We start from the raw sequence: 14,743 nt of genomic DNA, 5'->3' as shown, positions 1-14,743 counted from the left end.
GTCAGCGGTTCTGGAAGGCCGGCGGGCGGCGCTGCAGGAAGGCGCTGGTGCCTTCGCGCATGTCTTCGGTGGCGAACAGCAGGCCGAACTGCGCGCTTTCGTACTCCAGCCCAGCCTCCAGGCTGCATTCGCCACCCACGTGTACCGCGTCGAGCAGGCCACGCAGGGCCAGCGGGGCCGAGCGTGCCAGCTGGCGCGCGATGTCCTGTACACGGTTGTCCAGCGCATCGGCGGGCACCACCTCGTTGACGATGCCCAGTTCCAGTGCACGCGCGGCGTTGATCGGTGCACCCAGCAGGCACAGCTCCAGGGTGGCGGCGCGGCCGCACAGGCGCAGCAGGCGCTGGCTGCCGCCGAAGCCGGGAATCAGGCCGAGATTGATCTCCGGCTGCCCGACCTTGGCCGTATCGGCAGCGATGCGCAGGTGGCAGGCCATGGCCAGCTCCAGCCCGCCGCCCAGGGCGAAGCCGTTCACGCGTGCGATCACCGGCTTGGGCATGCGCTCGATCTGGCGCATCAGGGCCTGGCCGAGCAGGGAGAAATCACGTCCCTGAACCGCACTGAGTGTGTTCATCTCGGCGATGTCGGCCCCGGCCACGAAAGCCTTCGGACCGGCACCGGTCAGCACCACCACGCGCACGTCCGGGTCGGCTGCGGCGGCGCTGAACGCCTCGGTCAGCGCCTGCAGGGTCGCGGCATTCAAGGCGTTGAGCTTGTCCGGGCGCTGGACGGTCACGGTGCGGATGGCGCCGTCGTCGGCGACAGCGATCAGGGCATCGGCCACGGGGAAACTCCTGAAACGTTAAAAAAAAGTGAGATTGAACTCCGCCAACGCAGACGGGTCTTAGCCTGCATCGTGAGTAGCGGTTACACGTTGTGCCCGTTATCCTAACCCGTCGCCTCAGGGCGGCGCAGAACGTCCCTGAGTTACCACCCCTGGAGAACTGTTTGATGAAGTTGCGTTCTATCGCGGTCGCCGTCGCGGCCCTGGCCCTGACGGGCAATGCCTTCGCCCAGGACGTCTCGTCCGAAAAGGGCAAGCTGAGCTACTACTTCGGTTACGACTACGGCAACAACCTGGCGGAGCTGACCGGTCGTGGTGAGCAGCTGGACATCAACTCGGTGGTGAAGGGTCTGCAGGACGCCTACGCCAAGAAGCAGCCGGCGATTACCGCCGACCAGCTGAAGCCGGCCGTTGAAGCGTTCCAGAAGCGCGAGCAGGGCCGTGCCCAGGCTGCCAAGGCCGAGTACGAAAAGGCTGCTGCCGAAAACAAGACCAAGAGCGATCAGTTCATCGCGGCGAACAAGGCCAAGGCCGGCGTGCAGTCCCTGCCGAGCGGCGTCCAGTACCGCGTGATCGAAGCCGGCAAGGGCGCCAAGCCGACCCAGGCCAGCACCGTGCAGCTGGAAGTGGCCGGTCCGTTCCCGTACGGCCAGCGCCCGACCGAAGCGCGCCCGGCCCAGCAGATTCCGTCGATCAAGGTCAGCGAAGTCGAAATGAAGGCCATGCGCGAGACCCTGCTGCAGATGCCGGCAGGCTCGAAGTGGGAAGTCACCCTGCCGCCGGACCAGGCCTACGGTGCCGACCCGCGCACCCCGTTCCCGCCGAACGTGGCTGTGCAGTTCGAGATCAAGCTGGTCAGCGTCAAGTAAATCGAAGTGGTAAACGAAACGCGCCGGTGATCCCACCGGCGCGTTTTTGTTTGCGCGGAGCGCGACGCTGCCGTGCACTGCATATTGACCCCGCGCAAATTCAGCCCGATCGCGCTACTGTTGCCGGGTGCAAACAATGGAAAAAACGGCGCGTGTTGTCGCAAGTCCCTGCATCGGAGTGTGCACGCTGGATCCGCACCGGCAATGCACCGGCTGCGGGCGGCATATCGATGAGATCGCGCGGTGGTCGTCGATGAGCAACGAGGAACGCAGCCGCATCCTGCATCGCGTGCAACCTCTGCGTGAACAGCTGCAGCAATCACTGCGCGGCTCGCTGGCTGATCACGAACGCCTGATGCGCGCGCTGCATCCACTGGCCGAGCCGCCGGCCGGCGACGGTTGGAACCGCAGTGAACTGAGTGACCTGCTGCCGCCCGGGCCCCCGGTGGAAGCCGCCGTACTGGCCGGCATCGTGCCGCGCGCCAACGGCGCACAGGTCATTCTCACCCGTCGCACCGAAACCCTGCGTACCCATGGTGGCCAAGTCGGTTTCCCCGGTGGCCGCACCGAACCCGATGACCGCGATGCGTTGGCCGCTGCACTGCGCGAGAGCCAGGAGGAAATCGCATTGGCGCCCGGCCAGGTGCAGGCGCTGGGCTATCTCGATCCCTTCGTGACGATCACCGGCTACCGGGTCACGCCGGTGGTGGCCGTGGTCGATCCGGATTTCGTGCCGGTGCCACAGCCCAGTGAAGTGGCCGAAGTGTTTGAAGTGCCGCTCGATTACCTGATGGCAGCCGACAACCTGCACCAGGTCGAAATCAATCATCGCGGCCGCGTCCGCCACGTCCTCGAATATGGCTGGCCCGGCCAGCGCATCTGGGGCGCCACCGCCGCCATCCTCTACAACCTGCGTCGCCGCCTGGAGCAAGTGCAATGAAGCCGATCGATCCGCCGTGGACCACCCTGGTCGATGTCGCCACCCTGGCCGCTGCATTGGGCGAGGGCGTTCGCGTGGTCGACGCACGTGCTACTGCCAGTACCGCCGTACGCGTGGTCGATGCACGTTCCTCGCTGGCCGATCCGCAGGCGGGTAACGGCCAGTATCTGGCGGGGCATGTTCCGGGCGCGGTGTATGCCGACCTCAATCGGGACCTGTCGGATCTGACCCGCAGCGGCCACGGCCGTCACCCGCTGCCGGACAGCGATGCCTTCGCCGCGAAACTGGGCCAGTGGGGCATCGGTCCCGACACCCAGGTGGTGGTCTACGACGGCAGCGATGGCAGCATGGCCGCCGCGCGCCTGTGGTGGCTGCTGCGCCTGATCGGGCACAGCAAGGTGGCCGTGCTTGATGGTGGCATCGCCGCATGGCAGGGCGCAGGGCATCCCTTGGCGACGGGGCAGGATGAGGTGACCGCGCTGCCGGTTTACCCGGGCCGTTTCGACACCACCCAGATCGCCAATGCCGATGAAATCACTGCACGCTTGAAGCATGCACCCGGTTGGCTGGTCGATGCACGCGCGGGTGAGCGCTTCCGCGGCGAAGTGGAGCCGCTGGACCCGGTCGCCGGCCACGTGCCCGGCGCGGTCAACCGTCCGTTTGCGTTGAACGTCGCCGACGGCCGCCTGCGTGATGCACAGGAACTGCGCGCCGAACTGCAGGGCGTTATCGGCAACCGTGATCCGCAGCAGGTGGTGCTGATGTGCGGCTCCGGCGTCACTGCCTGCCACCTGCTGCTGGCGATGGAAACGGCGGGCCTCTCCGGCGCGCGCATCTACGCCGATTCGTGGAGCGGTTGGGTGAGCGACAGCAGCCGCCCCGTGGCCAGCGGCGCCTGAGGCGCGCGGGGTCGGATCCGTTTTCCAACGGAAAACGGCTCTGACCCCCCTCGTGCCCGATTCGCATGCAAAGAGCAGTCGAGCGTGGCTCGACTCTACAAAGCACCCTCCGATCGATTCGATCCCGTGCCGACCAACGGTCGGCACCCACCAACAGCAGCCGGAATCTGTCGAAGGCGGGGTGGGTCCGGTTGCGGGGGCGTGAGCCGCATGGGCCCGAGGCATGCCTCGGGCGGGTTGGGCAGGACGCCCAACCCCGGTCTTGCCGTGTGCGCAGGACAGCGCACACGAGCAAGCCGCGGCCAAGCCCCCATGGACGTACTTGCAGCGCCCCCCGCAACCGGACCCACCCCGCCTCCCCTCAGGAAGTCAGCTTCTGCTGTTGCTCTGGCTTAGGCTTCTGCAGGTGCAGGGCGCAGCCCTGCAAACCCTCACCCAACCGGCTGCAACGGCACCTTCGCCAGCACCCGCGCCCACGGGAACAACGGCCCCGGATCACGCTTGCGCGCCACCATCAGCGCAGGGTCATCGCTGGCCGGCACCTGCTCCAGGTCCAGCTGGTCATGCCCGGCAATCCGCCGCAGCGACGGATAGTGCGCCACCAGCGCCTGCAGCAGGCCTTCCAGCGCCTGCAGCTGTGCCTCGGTGTAGGGCTCGTCCATCGCCTGCTGGCGGCTGTCGAACCAGTGCGGGTAGCGCCCGGTGTTGATCAGCTCGATGCCCAGCGTATGCGCGTTCATGCCGCGCACGTGATGCGCCACGCGTTCCGGCGCCACGTACTGCACCACGCTGCCATCGCGGTCGATGTAGAAGTGGCCGCTGTTGCCGGCGCCGCTGTCATACAGCACGCGCTCGCCGTACTCACGGGCCATCGCCAGATCGGGCAGCTCGGTGCAGTGGATCACCACCATCTCCAGCGTGGTCGGGTCGCGCAGTGGCAGACGGTCTTCGTAGGGCAGGGGCTGCAGCTGCAGGCCGGGCAGGAGCGGGTTGGGCATCCGGCGATGCTAGCATTGCGGCATGAACCTTCCTTCCCTTTCCTCGTCGGTCCGCTCCCATGGAGCGCGCGCATGAGCCGCGGCCACTGCATCCTGTCCCACGGTTTCGAGAGCGGCCCGGAGGCGACCAAGGTCACCGCGCTGGCCGACGTGGCGCAGCGCCTGGGCTGGACCCATGAGCGTCCGGACTACACCGACCTCGATGCGATGAGCGAGGTCAGCCGGGTGGGAGACGTGCGCACCCGCCTGCAGCGCCTGGTCGAACGCACCGCCATCGCTGCCCAGCAGGGTCCGGTGGTGCTGGCCGGCTCCAGCCTGGGTGCCTACATCTCTGCCGTCGCCTCGCTGCAGGTGTCGGTGGCCGGCCTGTTCCTGATGGTGCCGCCGACCACCATGGGCCCGATGCCGGCGCTGGACGCCGCCGCCGTGCCGACCACCGTGGTCCAGGCCTGGCATGACGACGTGGTTCCGGCCGCCGGGGTGATTGCCTGGGCGCAGGCGCGTTCGGCGCAGCTGCTGCTGGTCGACGACGGCCACCGCCTGGAGCACCACGTGGAGGCCTCCGCGCAGGCCTTCGAGCGCCTGCTGCGGCAACTGTGAAGCCCGGGCGCACGGCGCGCCCGCCCGCATTGACTACAATGGCAGCCCCGCCGCCCCCGGCGCGGGCCTGCCGGCCGTGCCTACGGCCCTCCTTTCCGACTGGCCCGGCCCCTGTGCCGCGCCCGACCACCTGCGAACCGATCCTGTGAAATTCTTCGTCTCCTGCGCCAAGGGCCTGGAATACCTGCTTGCCGATGAACTGTCGGCCCTGGGCCTTGGCAAGGCCACTGCCACCATTGCCGGCGTCAACGCCGAGGGCGAACTGGAGCAGGCGCTGCGGATCGTGATGTGGTCGCGCCTGGCCAGCCGCGTGCTGTGGCCGATCGACGAGTTCGACTGCCCGGACGAGCAGGCCCTGTATGACGGCGTGCGTGCGCTGCCGTGGCACGAGCACATCAAGCCGGAGATGACCCTGGCGGTGGACGCGCACGTGTCCGGCGACAAGATCACCCATGCCCGCTTTGCCGCGCAGCGGATCAAGGACGCCATCGTCGACCGCATGCGTGATGAAGGCCTGGAGCGCCCGTCGGTCAACACCGACCTGCCGGATGTGCGGGTCAACCTGTCACTGCGCAAAGGCCGTGCCTCGCTGTCGATCGACCTCGGCGGCGGCCCGTTGCATCGCCGTGGCTGGCGCGGCGCCGCTCACGAGGCACCGCTGAAGGAAAATCTGGCCGCCGCGCTGCTGCTGCGCGCGCAGTGGCCGCGGCTGCACGCCGCCGGTGGCGGCCTGCTGGACCCGATGTGCGGCAGCGGCACGCTGCTGATCGAAGGCGCGCTGATGGCCGCCGACGTTGCTCCCGGCCTGATGCGCCACGGCAGCCTGCCGCCGAGCCGCTGGCTGGGCTTCGACAAGGCCGCCTGGAAGAGCATCCAGAGCGAGGCGCGTGACCGCGAAGCGGCTGGCCTGGCTGCGCTGAAGCCGGTCATCCACGGCAGCGACATCGACCCGACCGCGATCCAGGCGGCACGCGAGAATGCCGAGGTGGCCGGTGTCGCCCACGCGATCCGCTTCACCCGCGCCGATGTGGCCGACCTGGCCGCACCGGAGCAGGAGATCGGTGCGGTGGTCTGCAACCCGCCGTATGACGAACGCCTGGCCGCCGACCCGGCGCTGTACCGCGCACTGGGCAATGCCCTGCAGAGGGCGGTGCCGCAGTGGCGCGCCAGCCTGCTGTGCGGCAACGACGAACTGGCCTTTGCCACCGGCCTGCGTGCGGGCAAGAAGTACCAGATGTTCAACGGTGCGCTGGAATGCGCGCTGATCGTCTGCGACCCGATCGCCGTGCCGGGCCGCGACCCGGCGCAGCCGCGCGAACTCAGCGAAGGTGCGCAGATGGTGGCCAACCGCCTGCGCAAGAACCTGAAGAAGTTCAAGAGCTGGCGTGCCCGCGAGGATATCACCTGCTTCCGCGCCTACGATGCCGATCTGCCGGAGTACGCGGCGGCCATCGATGTCTACGAGGAAGACGGTGGCAAGCGCCGTACCTTCCTGCATGTGCAGGAGTACGCGGCACCGGCGGCGATTCCGGAGAACGACGTGCGCCGTCGCCGCAACGAACTGCTGGCCGCTGCACGGGAAGTATTCGGCGTGCCGCCGGAGCAGGTCTCGATGAAGTCGCGCGAGCGCGGCAAGGGCGGCAGCAAGTACGGCCGCTTCGAGCAGCGTGACGAATTCATCGTGGTGCGCGAGAACAACGCGCTGCTGCAGGTGAATCTGTTCGACTACCTGGACACCGGCCTGTTCCTCGACCACCGCCCGCTGCGCCGGATGATGGCCGAGCAGGCGCGTGGCAAGCGTTTCCTCAACCTGTTCTGCTACACCGGCGTGGCCAGCGTGCAGGCCGCCGTGGCCGGTGCGGCCAGCACCACCAGCGTCGACTTGTCGGCGACCTACCTGCAGTGGTGCTACGACAACCTGGCGCTGAACGGGCAGGGCGGCAACCAGCACCTGCTGGTGCAGGCCGATGCCATGGCCTGGCTGGAAGGCGACCGTGGCCAGTACGACGTGATTTTCTGCGATCCGCCGACCTTCTCCAACTCCGCACGCGCCGATGACTTCGACGTGCAGCGCGAGCAGTTGAAGCTGCTGCGCGCGGCGGTGGCGCGGCTGGCACCGGGTGGCGTGCTGTACTTCTCCAACAACTTCCGCCGCTTCAAGCTGGAAGAGAACGCCATCGCCGAATTTGCCCAGTGCCGCGAGATCACCGCACGCACCATCGGCCCGGATTTCGAGCGCAACGCGCGCATCCACCGCGCGTGGGAACTGAAGCGGTTGGGGTAAGTCCGGTAATGCCGGCCGCTGGCCGGCAACGGTGTCAGATCCGCAGAGGGTTCATGGGATGCCGGCCAGCGGCCGGCACTCCCCATATTTGGCCGGTACATCCACGCCATGCGTGGAGGGCTGTTCAGTAGATCCACGCCATGCGTGGATGGCGGTTACAGCAACGCCACCAGCAGCCCGGCCACGGGCAGCGCGATCGCCAGCGGCGCGATCCATTTCGGCCGGTACGGGTACAACCCGAACGACAGCACCACGCCGCCCACGGTCATCACGCCCAGCCACAGCACCGGGCCCATCGCCCAGCCGTGGTCGACCACGCACAGTGCAAACGCTACCGTCAGCAGCACCCAACCCAGCACCCGCCACTGCGTGCGCCGTGCCGAGGTGGCTGCAGCCTTGCCGTGCAGGTCGTGCTGGTGCTTCTCCATCGCCAGCGACAGCGCGGTGAACGCAGAGAACGACAGGGTCAACGCCAGCAGCATCATGCGCTGGCCTCCGCTTCGGCGGTTTCTGCAGCGTCCACCGGGGCCTTGGGCGCCACCGCCGCCGCTGCACGCTTCTTCTTCTCGGCCGCGCTCAGCGGTGGTGTCCAGCGCTGCATGCGCCAGCCGCACAGCGCCAGCATCGCGCCGAACGCGATCATCGACAGATCAAAGCCAGCCAGCACCCAGTCCCCGTTGCGCATGGTGTTGCCCAGGTGCGCATGCGTGGTCAGCGCATTGACCACCGGCACCAGCGCGAACGCGGCTGCGCCCAGGTACAGCTGCCAGGCCCACATCATCCGCTTCGGCCAGATGAAGGCGGCCAGCAGTGCCGCGCCCCAGGCGTAGAAGAACACGTTGGCCTCGGCGCTGGAGCGCTCGGCGATGTCCAGCGGCAGCAGGCGGTTGCCCCAGAAGTACGCTGCAAAGGCGATCGGCAGGCCGGCCACGGTACCGATGTTCAACGCATCGACCAGGCGCAGGCCGAAGCCTGTGCGGCCACTCTTGGCGTGCTTGGGCCGTTCCTTCACCGCCCACAGCACCACGCCGCTGGCCACCATCAGGCAGCCGACCAGTCCGGACAGGAAGAACAGTGCACGCAGGCCCCAGTCGGCGAAGCGCGCCAGGTGCAGGCCGTACAGCACGCCGCGGGTGGCGGTGGCGCCACCGGAAGGCGGTGTTTCTTCCAGCAGCGTGCCGTTGACCATGTCGTAGCGCACGGCCGGGGTGTCGGTGGACAGGCGCTTGCCGTCACGCTGGCGGATGTCGATCACTGCATTGGCCGCGCCGGGGTTGGACACGGTGAAGCCGGCCACTTCCACGCCGTGCCAGTGTGCACGCGCGCTGTCCAGCAGCTGCGCGATCGGCAGCGGGGTGGCGCGGCCTTCGGCAGGTGCAGTCACCTCCGGCATGCCACCGAAGGCCTCGCTGTAGAAGGCATCCTCGTCCTGCGGGTAGGCCACCTTCACGCCCCACGGCAGGTACATGATCATCAGGGTGACGATGCCGGTGTAGGTGATCATCGCGTGGTAGGGCAGGGCCATCACCGCGCTGACGTTGTGGAAATCGAGCCAGGAACGCAGGCCCTTGTCCTTGCGGAAGGTGAAGAAGTCCTTGAAGATTTTCTTGTGGGTGATGACGCCGGTGATGATTGCCACCAGCATGAACATCGCGCAGAAGCCGACCAGATAGCGCGCCCACAGCACCGGGATGTAGTGCAGGTCGAAATGCAGGCGGTAGAAGAAATCACCGCCTCGGGTCTCGCGGGCCTTCAGCGCCTGCCCGGTGTTCGGGTCCAGTGTTGCGTCGCCGAAGCCCCCTCGACGGCCACGGCTGGGGTCGGCCAGCTCCGGCGGCAGCCGCCAGAACATCTGCATGGCGGGATTGCGCGGCTGCGGCAACGTTACGAACCAGTTCTCGGCCTGCGCGGCATTGGCCTGCAGGTAATCCACGGCACGCTGCGCGGCGACGTCGATGCTGACGTTGCTGGAGGGCAGCTCAGGACGCATCCAGCGGCTGATTTCCTCGCGGTAGTAACTGGCCGTGCCGGCCATGAAGATCAGCAGCAGCAACCAGCCGACCAGCAGGCCGGTCCAGGTGTGCAGCCAGGCCATCGACTGGCGGAATCCGTTCTTCATGCCCAAGCCCCCAGCATGCGCGCGATGACTGCCATCAGCAGGGTGGGGGCGAGGATGCCGACCCACGCACGCAGCGCACTGCGGGTGGCGAACGCCCACAGCGCCGCGCAGGCGGCCACCAGAATGGCCAGCAGCATGCCGGTCAGCACGGTCTGGCCACGTGCGCCGGGCAGCGCCACCGCGCAGAATACGCTGGTCACGGAAGCCAGCGCGTAGCCGCCGAAGATCGCCGCCAGCGAGCGTGACAGCACGCCCCAGCGCGGGTTGGAGAAGAAGGTGCGGGGGCTGGCGGTTGCGGGCGAGCGGTCCACGGCGTTCCTGCAGGTTTCAGTGAAAAGGAACCGGCGCACCGCAGCGCGCCGGGGTTGGCCATCCGTGGCCGGGCACCGGTCGCAGAACCGGTGCCATCCATCGAGGGTCAGAGCTTCCAGCGCAGTGTCATCGTCACATTGCGCGGTTCGCCCCAGAACACGCCGTCATAGAAACCGACGCGGTTGTAATACTTCTTGTCGAGCAGGTTGTTCACGTTTATCTGCGCGGTGAAGTTCTCGTTGAAGCGATAGCCCGCCGACAGGTTGAGCAGGTAGATGTCGCCCTGTTCGATTGCCACGCGGTCGCGCTTGCCGCTGGTCAGGAAATCCGCACGCGGCTTGTTGCTCAGGCTCCAGATACCGCTCTGCCAGGTGGCGCCACCGCCCAGCCAGAAGCGGCCTTCAGCACCGCCCGGTCGCCAGCTGGCGTTGAGGCGGAACAGATCGACCGGGACGACGGTGTTCTGGCGCACGCCCTGCGCATTGCGGCTGACGGTGTGGGTGAAGCCGGCCGCGAGGTTCCAGTTCTCACCAAGGCTGCCTTGTGCTTCGATCTCCCAGCCCTTGACCTTGTTGCCCTTGCCGGTGGAGCGGTAGGCACTGACCCCACCCGGCAGCGAGTTTTCCGGCACCGAGTCGTCGAGCTCGGCAACGTTGTCCTTCTGGCCCTTGAACACGGCCGCGGAAGCATTCAGCAGACCGTCGAAGAACTCGGCCTTGACGCCGGCCTCCCACATGTCACCGACCACCGGTTCGAGGTAGTTGTTGTCCCGGTCACGGTAGTTCTGCGGCTGGAAGATGTCGGTGTAGCTGACGTAGCCGCTGAAGTAGCGGTTGAAGTCGTAGATGAAGCCGGCATACGGAGTGAGCGAGTCGTCCGGCTTGTAGCCGCCGCGACGCGTATCGGTCAGGCGACCGGCGGCGTCATGGGTGTAGTTCCAGGTGCGCGTTTCCCAGCTGCCGTAGCGCGCGCCGAGCACCGCGGTCAACGGATCGGCCAGCTGCAGGCGCGTCGCCAGATAGGCCGCGCGCTGGCGCAGTTCGTCTTCAGAAGCCAGATAGCCCAGGCGGGTGACCTGCAGCGGCGCGACGTCGCCGTTCCAGCGATGCCAATCCGGTACACGGGTGTAGCTGTCCGGGTAGGCAGCAGTGTCGGTGGCAGGCACGTCACCCTTGCGCACCGATTGGCCGAAACCGAGCACCAGCTCGTGTTCCCGGCCGAACAGCCGGAACGGACCGCCAACGTTGAAGTCGAACACCTGCATATCGCCGTTCTCGCCGAAGCTGCCGACGAAGGCGCTGATGCCGCTGCCATCGGCATTCGGGTAGCCGGAGGCCCCGTACCACACCGCACCGTCGGTTTCGCGCTTGGAGCGGGTATAGGCGGCCTTCGCGGTCCAGCCGTTGCCCAACTGCTGCTCAAGGCGTGCGAATGCGCTCTTTTCGATGATCGGCCAACTGCTCCAGCGGGCGGACAGGTTGGTCGAGCGCGGCAGGTTGGCGGGCTGGCCATCGGACCCCCAGTACGGCACCACGCCCCAGGTCACGCCCGTGGTGCGCGGCGACTGGTATTCGTAGCCGGCCTCGAGCAGGGTCGTGTCGGTGATGTCGGCCTGGACGATGCCGTAGAACACGTCCTTGTCCAGTTTGTAGACATCGCGGAACGAGTCACTCTGTTGTTTGGCCGCCACCACGCGCGCGCGGATGCGGCCGTCGAGCGCAACCGGGCCACCGAGGTCGGCCTCCAGGCGCTGGTTGCCCCAACGCCCGAGGGTCAGGTTGGCGCTTATCTGGAAGCTGTCGGTAGGACGCTTGCGCACGAAGTTGATGGTGCCCGAGGGATCGCCGGCACCGGTGGTCAGGCCGGTTGCGCCGCGCACCACTTCGATGCGGTCATAGATCACGCTGTCGGTGTTGGTCTTGATGTACCCACCGAAGGTGTTGAGCATCCCATCGACCTGGAAATTGGTGATGTTGTAGCCGCGCGAGACGTAGTTGATGCGCTCACTGTCGGTAACCGATACCGCCACGCCGGTGACCTGGCCCATCACATCGGACAGCGAGAACAGGCCCATGTCGTCCAGGCGCTGGCGGGTGACCACGGTCATCGACTGCGGCGTCTGGCGCAGCGACAGGCCGAGCTTGGTGGCCGTGCTGGCACGCTTGACCGTATAGCTGTCGACGATATCGCCGTCAGCGGTGACCTGGACCGTATCCAGCGTGCGCGCGGAAGGATCGGCAGTGCCGTCGGCGTGGGCCAGCGGGGCGATCATCAGTGCGGTCACGGCCAGGGCCAGCAGAGTGGGACGAGGGTGGTTCAGCGGCATTGCCATCGGTGCGATTCCATGCAGGACGAAACAAGCGATGGAATGCGCAGACACAGCAGCCGTGCGCTCCGCGCACGTCGCCCAGCGAGTCCCATCGACGGTGCGCCACCCGCTTGGTGCGGGCGACCCGGTAGTCGGGGGATGTACACGGGCGAAGGGGCGGGTGGGTGCGTGCTTCCGTGCCCCGCTTGGCTAAGCGTACAACCGATCGGCAAATGATAGGCATTCGCATTTCGTTAATCAAGCGTGACGAATTCCGTCTCCACGCAGGGCGTGGATCGACTGCCGGATGGGGTCCTAGAACCTGAACACCACCGTCGCGGCGTGCAGCAGCAGGCCGATCAGGCCGCCCACCAGGGTGCCGTTGAAGCGGATGAACTGCAGGTCGCGGCCCACGCTCAGTTCCAGCTGTTCGACCAGATGCCGTTCGTCCCAGCTCTTCACGGTCTGCGCGATATGCGTGGTCACGCCTTCGCGCAGGCGGCCGGTGAGGCGCTGGGCGCCCTCCAGAAGATGCTGGTTCAGCGCGTCGCGCAGGGCCGGGTCGGCCTGCAGGCTGCTGCCCAGTGACGCGAGGCTGCGCTGCAGGTGGCCGACCAGCGCCGAATCCTCACGCTGCAGGTCGGCACGCAGGCTGGCATGGATGCGCGCCCACAGCCCCTGCACGTACTCCTGCAGGGCAGGGTGGTCGATCATTTCCTGTTTGAGCTGTTCGATGCGCTCGGCCAGGACCGGGTCCTCGCGCAGGCGCTGCACGTAGTTCTGCAGCCAGCTCTCGTAGTCCTGGCGCAGCGGATGCTGCGGCTCGGCCAGCACCTGCTGCAGTTCTTCCAGCACCGCCCGCGCCAGTCGCTCGGCCAGGCTGTCGCCGATCTCATCGATCGGCTTGACCCAGTTCACCGTGCTCGACAGCGTCGGCCACTCGCGCTGGATGTAACGCACGATCAGCTGCGAGGCGCGCTCCTTCACTTCCGGCTGCTCCAGCCAGCGTCCCAAGCGCTGCAGGCCCTCGTCCAGCACGCGCTGGTGGCGCCCATCGGCGGTCAGCAGGGCCAGCAGCTCACCGGCGGTGGCGGCGGCATTCCACTGCCGCAGCTGCTGCACCACGAAGGCGTGCAGCTGCCGGCGCACCGCGGTTTCGTCGAAGAAGTCCAGTGCCTGCAAGGCCCAGCCGCGGGCCATGTCGGCCAGCATCCGTGAGCGCGCCGGATCGGCCAGCCAACTGCCGAGGCGGCTGGCCGGATCGAACACCTGCAGCTTGGCCAGCAGCACACCCGGCTCCAGGAACTGGTCGCGCACGAACAGCGCCAGGCTGTCGCCGATGCGTTCCTTGCTGCGTGGGATGATTGCCGTATGCGGGATCGGCAGGCCCATCGGCCGCCGGAACAGCGCGACGACCGCGAACCAGTCGGCCAGTGCGCCGACGGCCGCTGCTTCGCAGAAGGCCGAGACCCAGGCCCAGATGCCGCGCTCGCCCTGCCAGTGGCTGACCGCGAAACCGGCCAGCATCAACAGCAGCAGTCCCAGCGCGAGGGCTTTCAGGCGCCGCAGCTGTGCGCGGCGCGGATCGTTGGCAGACGTCATGCCGGAAGTCTAACCGGCACGGCATGAGCATCTGGTAGTGCCGGCCGCTGGCCGGCATCCGCAACGCACCCGGAACGTTCATGGGGTTGCCGGCCAGCGGCCGGCACTACCCGTTGGTTCAGAGCGCTTCGAGCTGCTTGCGCAACGCAGCCAGCTGCGCGCGCAGGGTGTCGTTCTCGCGGGTCAGGGCGACCACGCGGCGGCGCAGCGCCGGGGCATCCTCGCCCAGCTGCTCCAGTGCCGACAGCACCTCGGCGTCGCGGCTGGCGATCTGCTCTTCGTCCGCTTCCTCGAAGTCCATCTCGGCTGCTTCCGGCTTCGGTGCGCGCGGCTTGCGCTTGGACTCGCGCACGCGCTTGGCGGCCTGCTTCAGCTCATCCTTGCCACCGGCGGCAGCGGCGCGCTGCTCGTCTTCCGGCAGGTCGGCCACGGCAGCAGCAGCGCTGATCGAGATCACGCCGGCCTTCACCGCTTCCACCACCTCGGCCGCGGCCTGGGCGTGGATGCGTTCGATCATGCCGACCTGGCTGGTGCTCAGCTTGGCCTCGCGGGCCAGCTCGGCGCGGCTGATCTTCGGTGCCGGTTCCCACGGCGGGCTGTCCTCACCCGCGTCCTCGATGGCTTCGGCGGTGCCGTCGCTCTCGCGTTGCAGCTGCGCCTGCTCGATCTGCTTGCGGGCGGCCAGGATGTCGCGCTTGCGCAGCGCCAGCACGCCGCGCTGGAAGTCGGACACGCTGCGGCGGCCCAGGTGCTGCTCGATCATCCACAGGTGCACGTCTTCCATGCTCTGGAAGCGGGTGTTCTGCACGGTATTGAAGGGCAGGCCATGCTTCTGGCAGATGCCGAAACGGTTGTGACCATCGACCAGCACATCACCCCACAGCACCAGCGCATCGCGGCAGCCTTCGGCCAGGATGCTGCGCTCCAGCGCGTCATGTTCGTCCGCGGTCAGCGGGTCGATGTAGGCCTTGAGTTCTTCTTTGACGACGATATCCATGGGCACGGCAGCGAGCAGGAGCGGAACCGCG

At 67.5% G+C, this 14,743-nt stretch carries 13 protein-coding genes; 5 read left to right on the top strand and 8 right to left on the bottom strand.

Going from position 1 to position 14,743, the window contains the following annotated elements; translation table 11 throughout:
• Position 1: 1 nt before the first annotated feature.
• Entirely contained in the window at positions 2 to 784 is a 783-nt protein-coding gene (locus tag AC5O77_RS10725) for an enoyl-CoA hydratase/isomerase family protein (protein ID WP_032127897.1), read from the bottom strand.
• Between the two features lie 167 nt (positions 785 to 951).
• Between AC5O77_RS10725 and AC5O77_RS10720 the strand changes: the two genes are divergently transcribed.
• From AC5O77_RS10720 to AC5O77_RS10710, 3 genes are all read left to right on the top strand, one after another.
• Entirely contained in the window at positions 952 to 1,653 is a 702-nt protein-coding gene (locus AC5O77_RS10720) for an FKBP-type peptidyl-prolyl cis-trans isomerase (protein WP_032127896.1), read from the top strand.
• A gap of 136 nt (positions 1,654 to 1,789) precedes the next feature.
• The gene (locus tag AC5O77_RS10715) at positions 1,790 to 2,593 is read left to right on the top strand and encodes a CoA pyrophosphatase (RefSeq protein WP_277779355.1); all 804 of its coding nucleotides are present in this window, start codon (positions 1,790 to 1,792) and stop codon (positions 2,591 to 2,593) included.
• Positions 2,590 to 3,492, top strand: coding sequence for a sulfurtransferase (locus AC5O77_RS10710; RefSeq protein ID WP_478057912.1), 903 nt, complete (start codon positions 2,590 to 2,592; stop codon positions 3,490 to 3,492). Before AC5O77_RS10715 ends, AC5O77_RS10710 begins: the two co-directional genes overlap by 4 nt.
• A 431-nt stretch (positions 3,493 to 3,923) precedes the next feature.
• On the opposite strand, the gene AC5O77_RS10705 is transcribed toward AC5O77_RS10710, so the two are convergent.
• A complete protein-coding gene (locus AC5O77_RS10705) occupies positions 3,924 to 4,490 on the bottom strand; it encodes an N-acetylmuramoyl-L-alanine amidase (protein ID WP_317217753.1) in 567 nt (188 codons plus the stop codon).
• Between the two features lie 72 nt (positions 4,491 to 4,562).
• Between AC5O77_RS10705 and AC5O77_RS10700 the strand changes: the two genes are divergently transcribed.
• Positions 4,563 to 5,090, top strand: coding sequence for an alpha/beta hydrolase (locus AC5O77_RS10700; protein ID WP_494506800.1), 528 nt, complete (start codon positions 4,563 to 4,565; stop codon positions 5,088 to 5,090).
• A 145-nt stretch (positions 5,091 to 5,235) separates the two neighbouring features.
• Positions 5,236 to 7,374 carry a bifunctional 23S rRNA (guanine(2069)-N(7))-methyltransferase RlmK/23S rRNA (guanine(2445)-N(2))-methyltransferase RlmL gene (gene rlmKL / locus AC5O77_RS10695; RefSeq protein WP_317217752.1) on the top strand — a complete coding sequence of 713 codons (2,139 nt, stop codon included), beginning with the start codon at positions 5,236 to 5,238 and terminating at the stop codon, positions 7,372 to 7,374.
• Positions 7,375 to 7,529: 155 nt separating this feature from the next.
• On the opposite strand, the gene AC5O77_RS10690 is transcribed toward rlmKL, so the two are convergent.
• The 6 genes from AC5O77_RS10690 to AC5O77_RS10665 all read right to left on the bottom strand — a co-directional run bounded on the left by AC5O77_RS10690 (position 7,530) and on the right by AC5O77_RS10665 (position 14,712).
• Positions 7,530 to 7,859 (bottom strand): DUF3325 domain-containing protein, encoded by a 330-nt coding sequence (locus AC5O77_RS10690; protein ID WP_478057119.1) that lies wholly within the window; start codon positions 7,857 to 7,859, stop codon positions 7,530 to 7,532.
• Positions 7,856 to 9,493 carry a PepSY-associated TM helix domain-containing protein gene (locus AC5O77_RS10685; RefSeq protein ID WP_478057118.1) on the bottom strand — a complete coding sequence of 546 codons (1,638 nt, stop codon included), beginning with the start codon at positions 9,491 to 9,493 and terminating at the stop codon, positions 7,856 to 7,858. Before AC5O77_RS10685 ends, AC5O77_RS10690 begins: the two co-directional genes overlap by 4 nt.
• A complete protein-coding gene (locus AC5O77_RS10680) occupies positions 9,490 to 9,804 on the bottom strand; it encodes a DUF3649 domain-containing protein (RefSeq protein ID WP_032127889.1) in 315 nt (104 codons plus the stop codon). The genes AC5O77_RS10685 and AC5O77_RS10680 overlap by 4 nt, the downstream gene beginning before the upstream one ends.
• Positions 9,805 to 9,911: 107 nt before the next feature.
• Positions 9,912 to 12,137, bottom strand: a complete 2,226-nt coding sequence (locus tag AC5O77_RS10675; RefSeq protein WP_494506799.1) for a TonB-dependent siderophore receptor — start codon at positions 12,135 to 12,137, stop codon at positions 9,912 to 9,914.
• 291 nt (positions 12,138 to 12,428) lie between these two features.
• The gene (locus tag AC5O77_RS10670; RefSeq protein WP_494506798.1) at positions 12,429 to 13,715 is read right to left on the bottom strand and encodes a DUF445 domain-containing protein; all 1,287 of its coding nucleotides are present in this window, start codon (positions 13,713 to 13,715) and stop codon (positions 12,429 to 12,431) included.
• Positions 13,716 to 13,833: 118 nt separating this feature from the next.
• The gene (locus AC5O77_RS10665) at positions 13,834 to 14,712 is read right to left on the bottom strand and encodes a plasmid replication/partition related protein (RefSeq protein ID WP_032127886.1); all 879 of its coding nucleotides are present in this window, start codon (positions 14,710 to 14,712) and stop codon (positions 13,834 to 13,836) included.
• Positions 14,713 to 14,743: the final 31 nt, after the last annotated feature.

Source organism: Stenotrophomonas sp. INTA L402-1, assembly GCF_059295135.1.
Note: the sequence above shows the minus strand (reverse complement) of the source record. Positions and strands in the feature narration are given on the sequence as shown.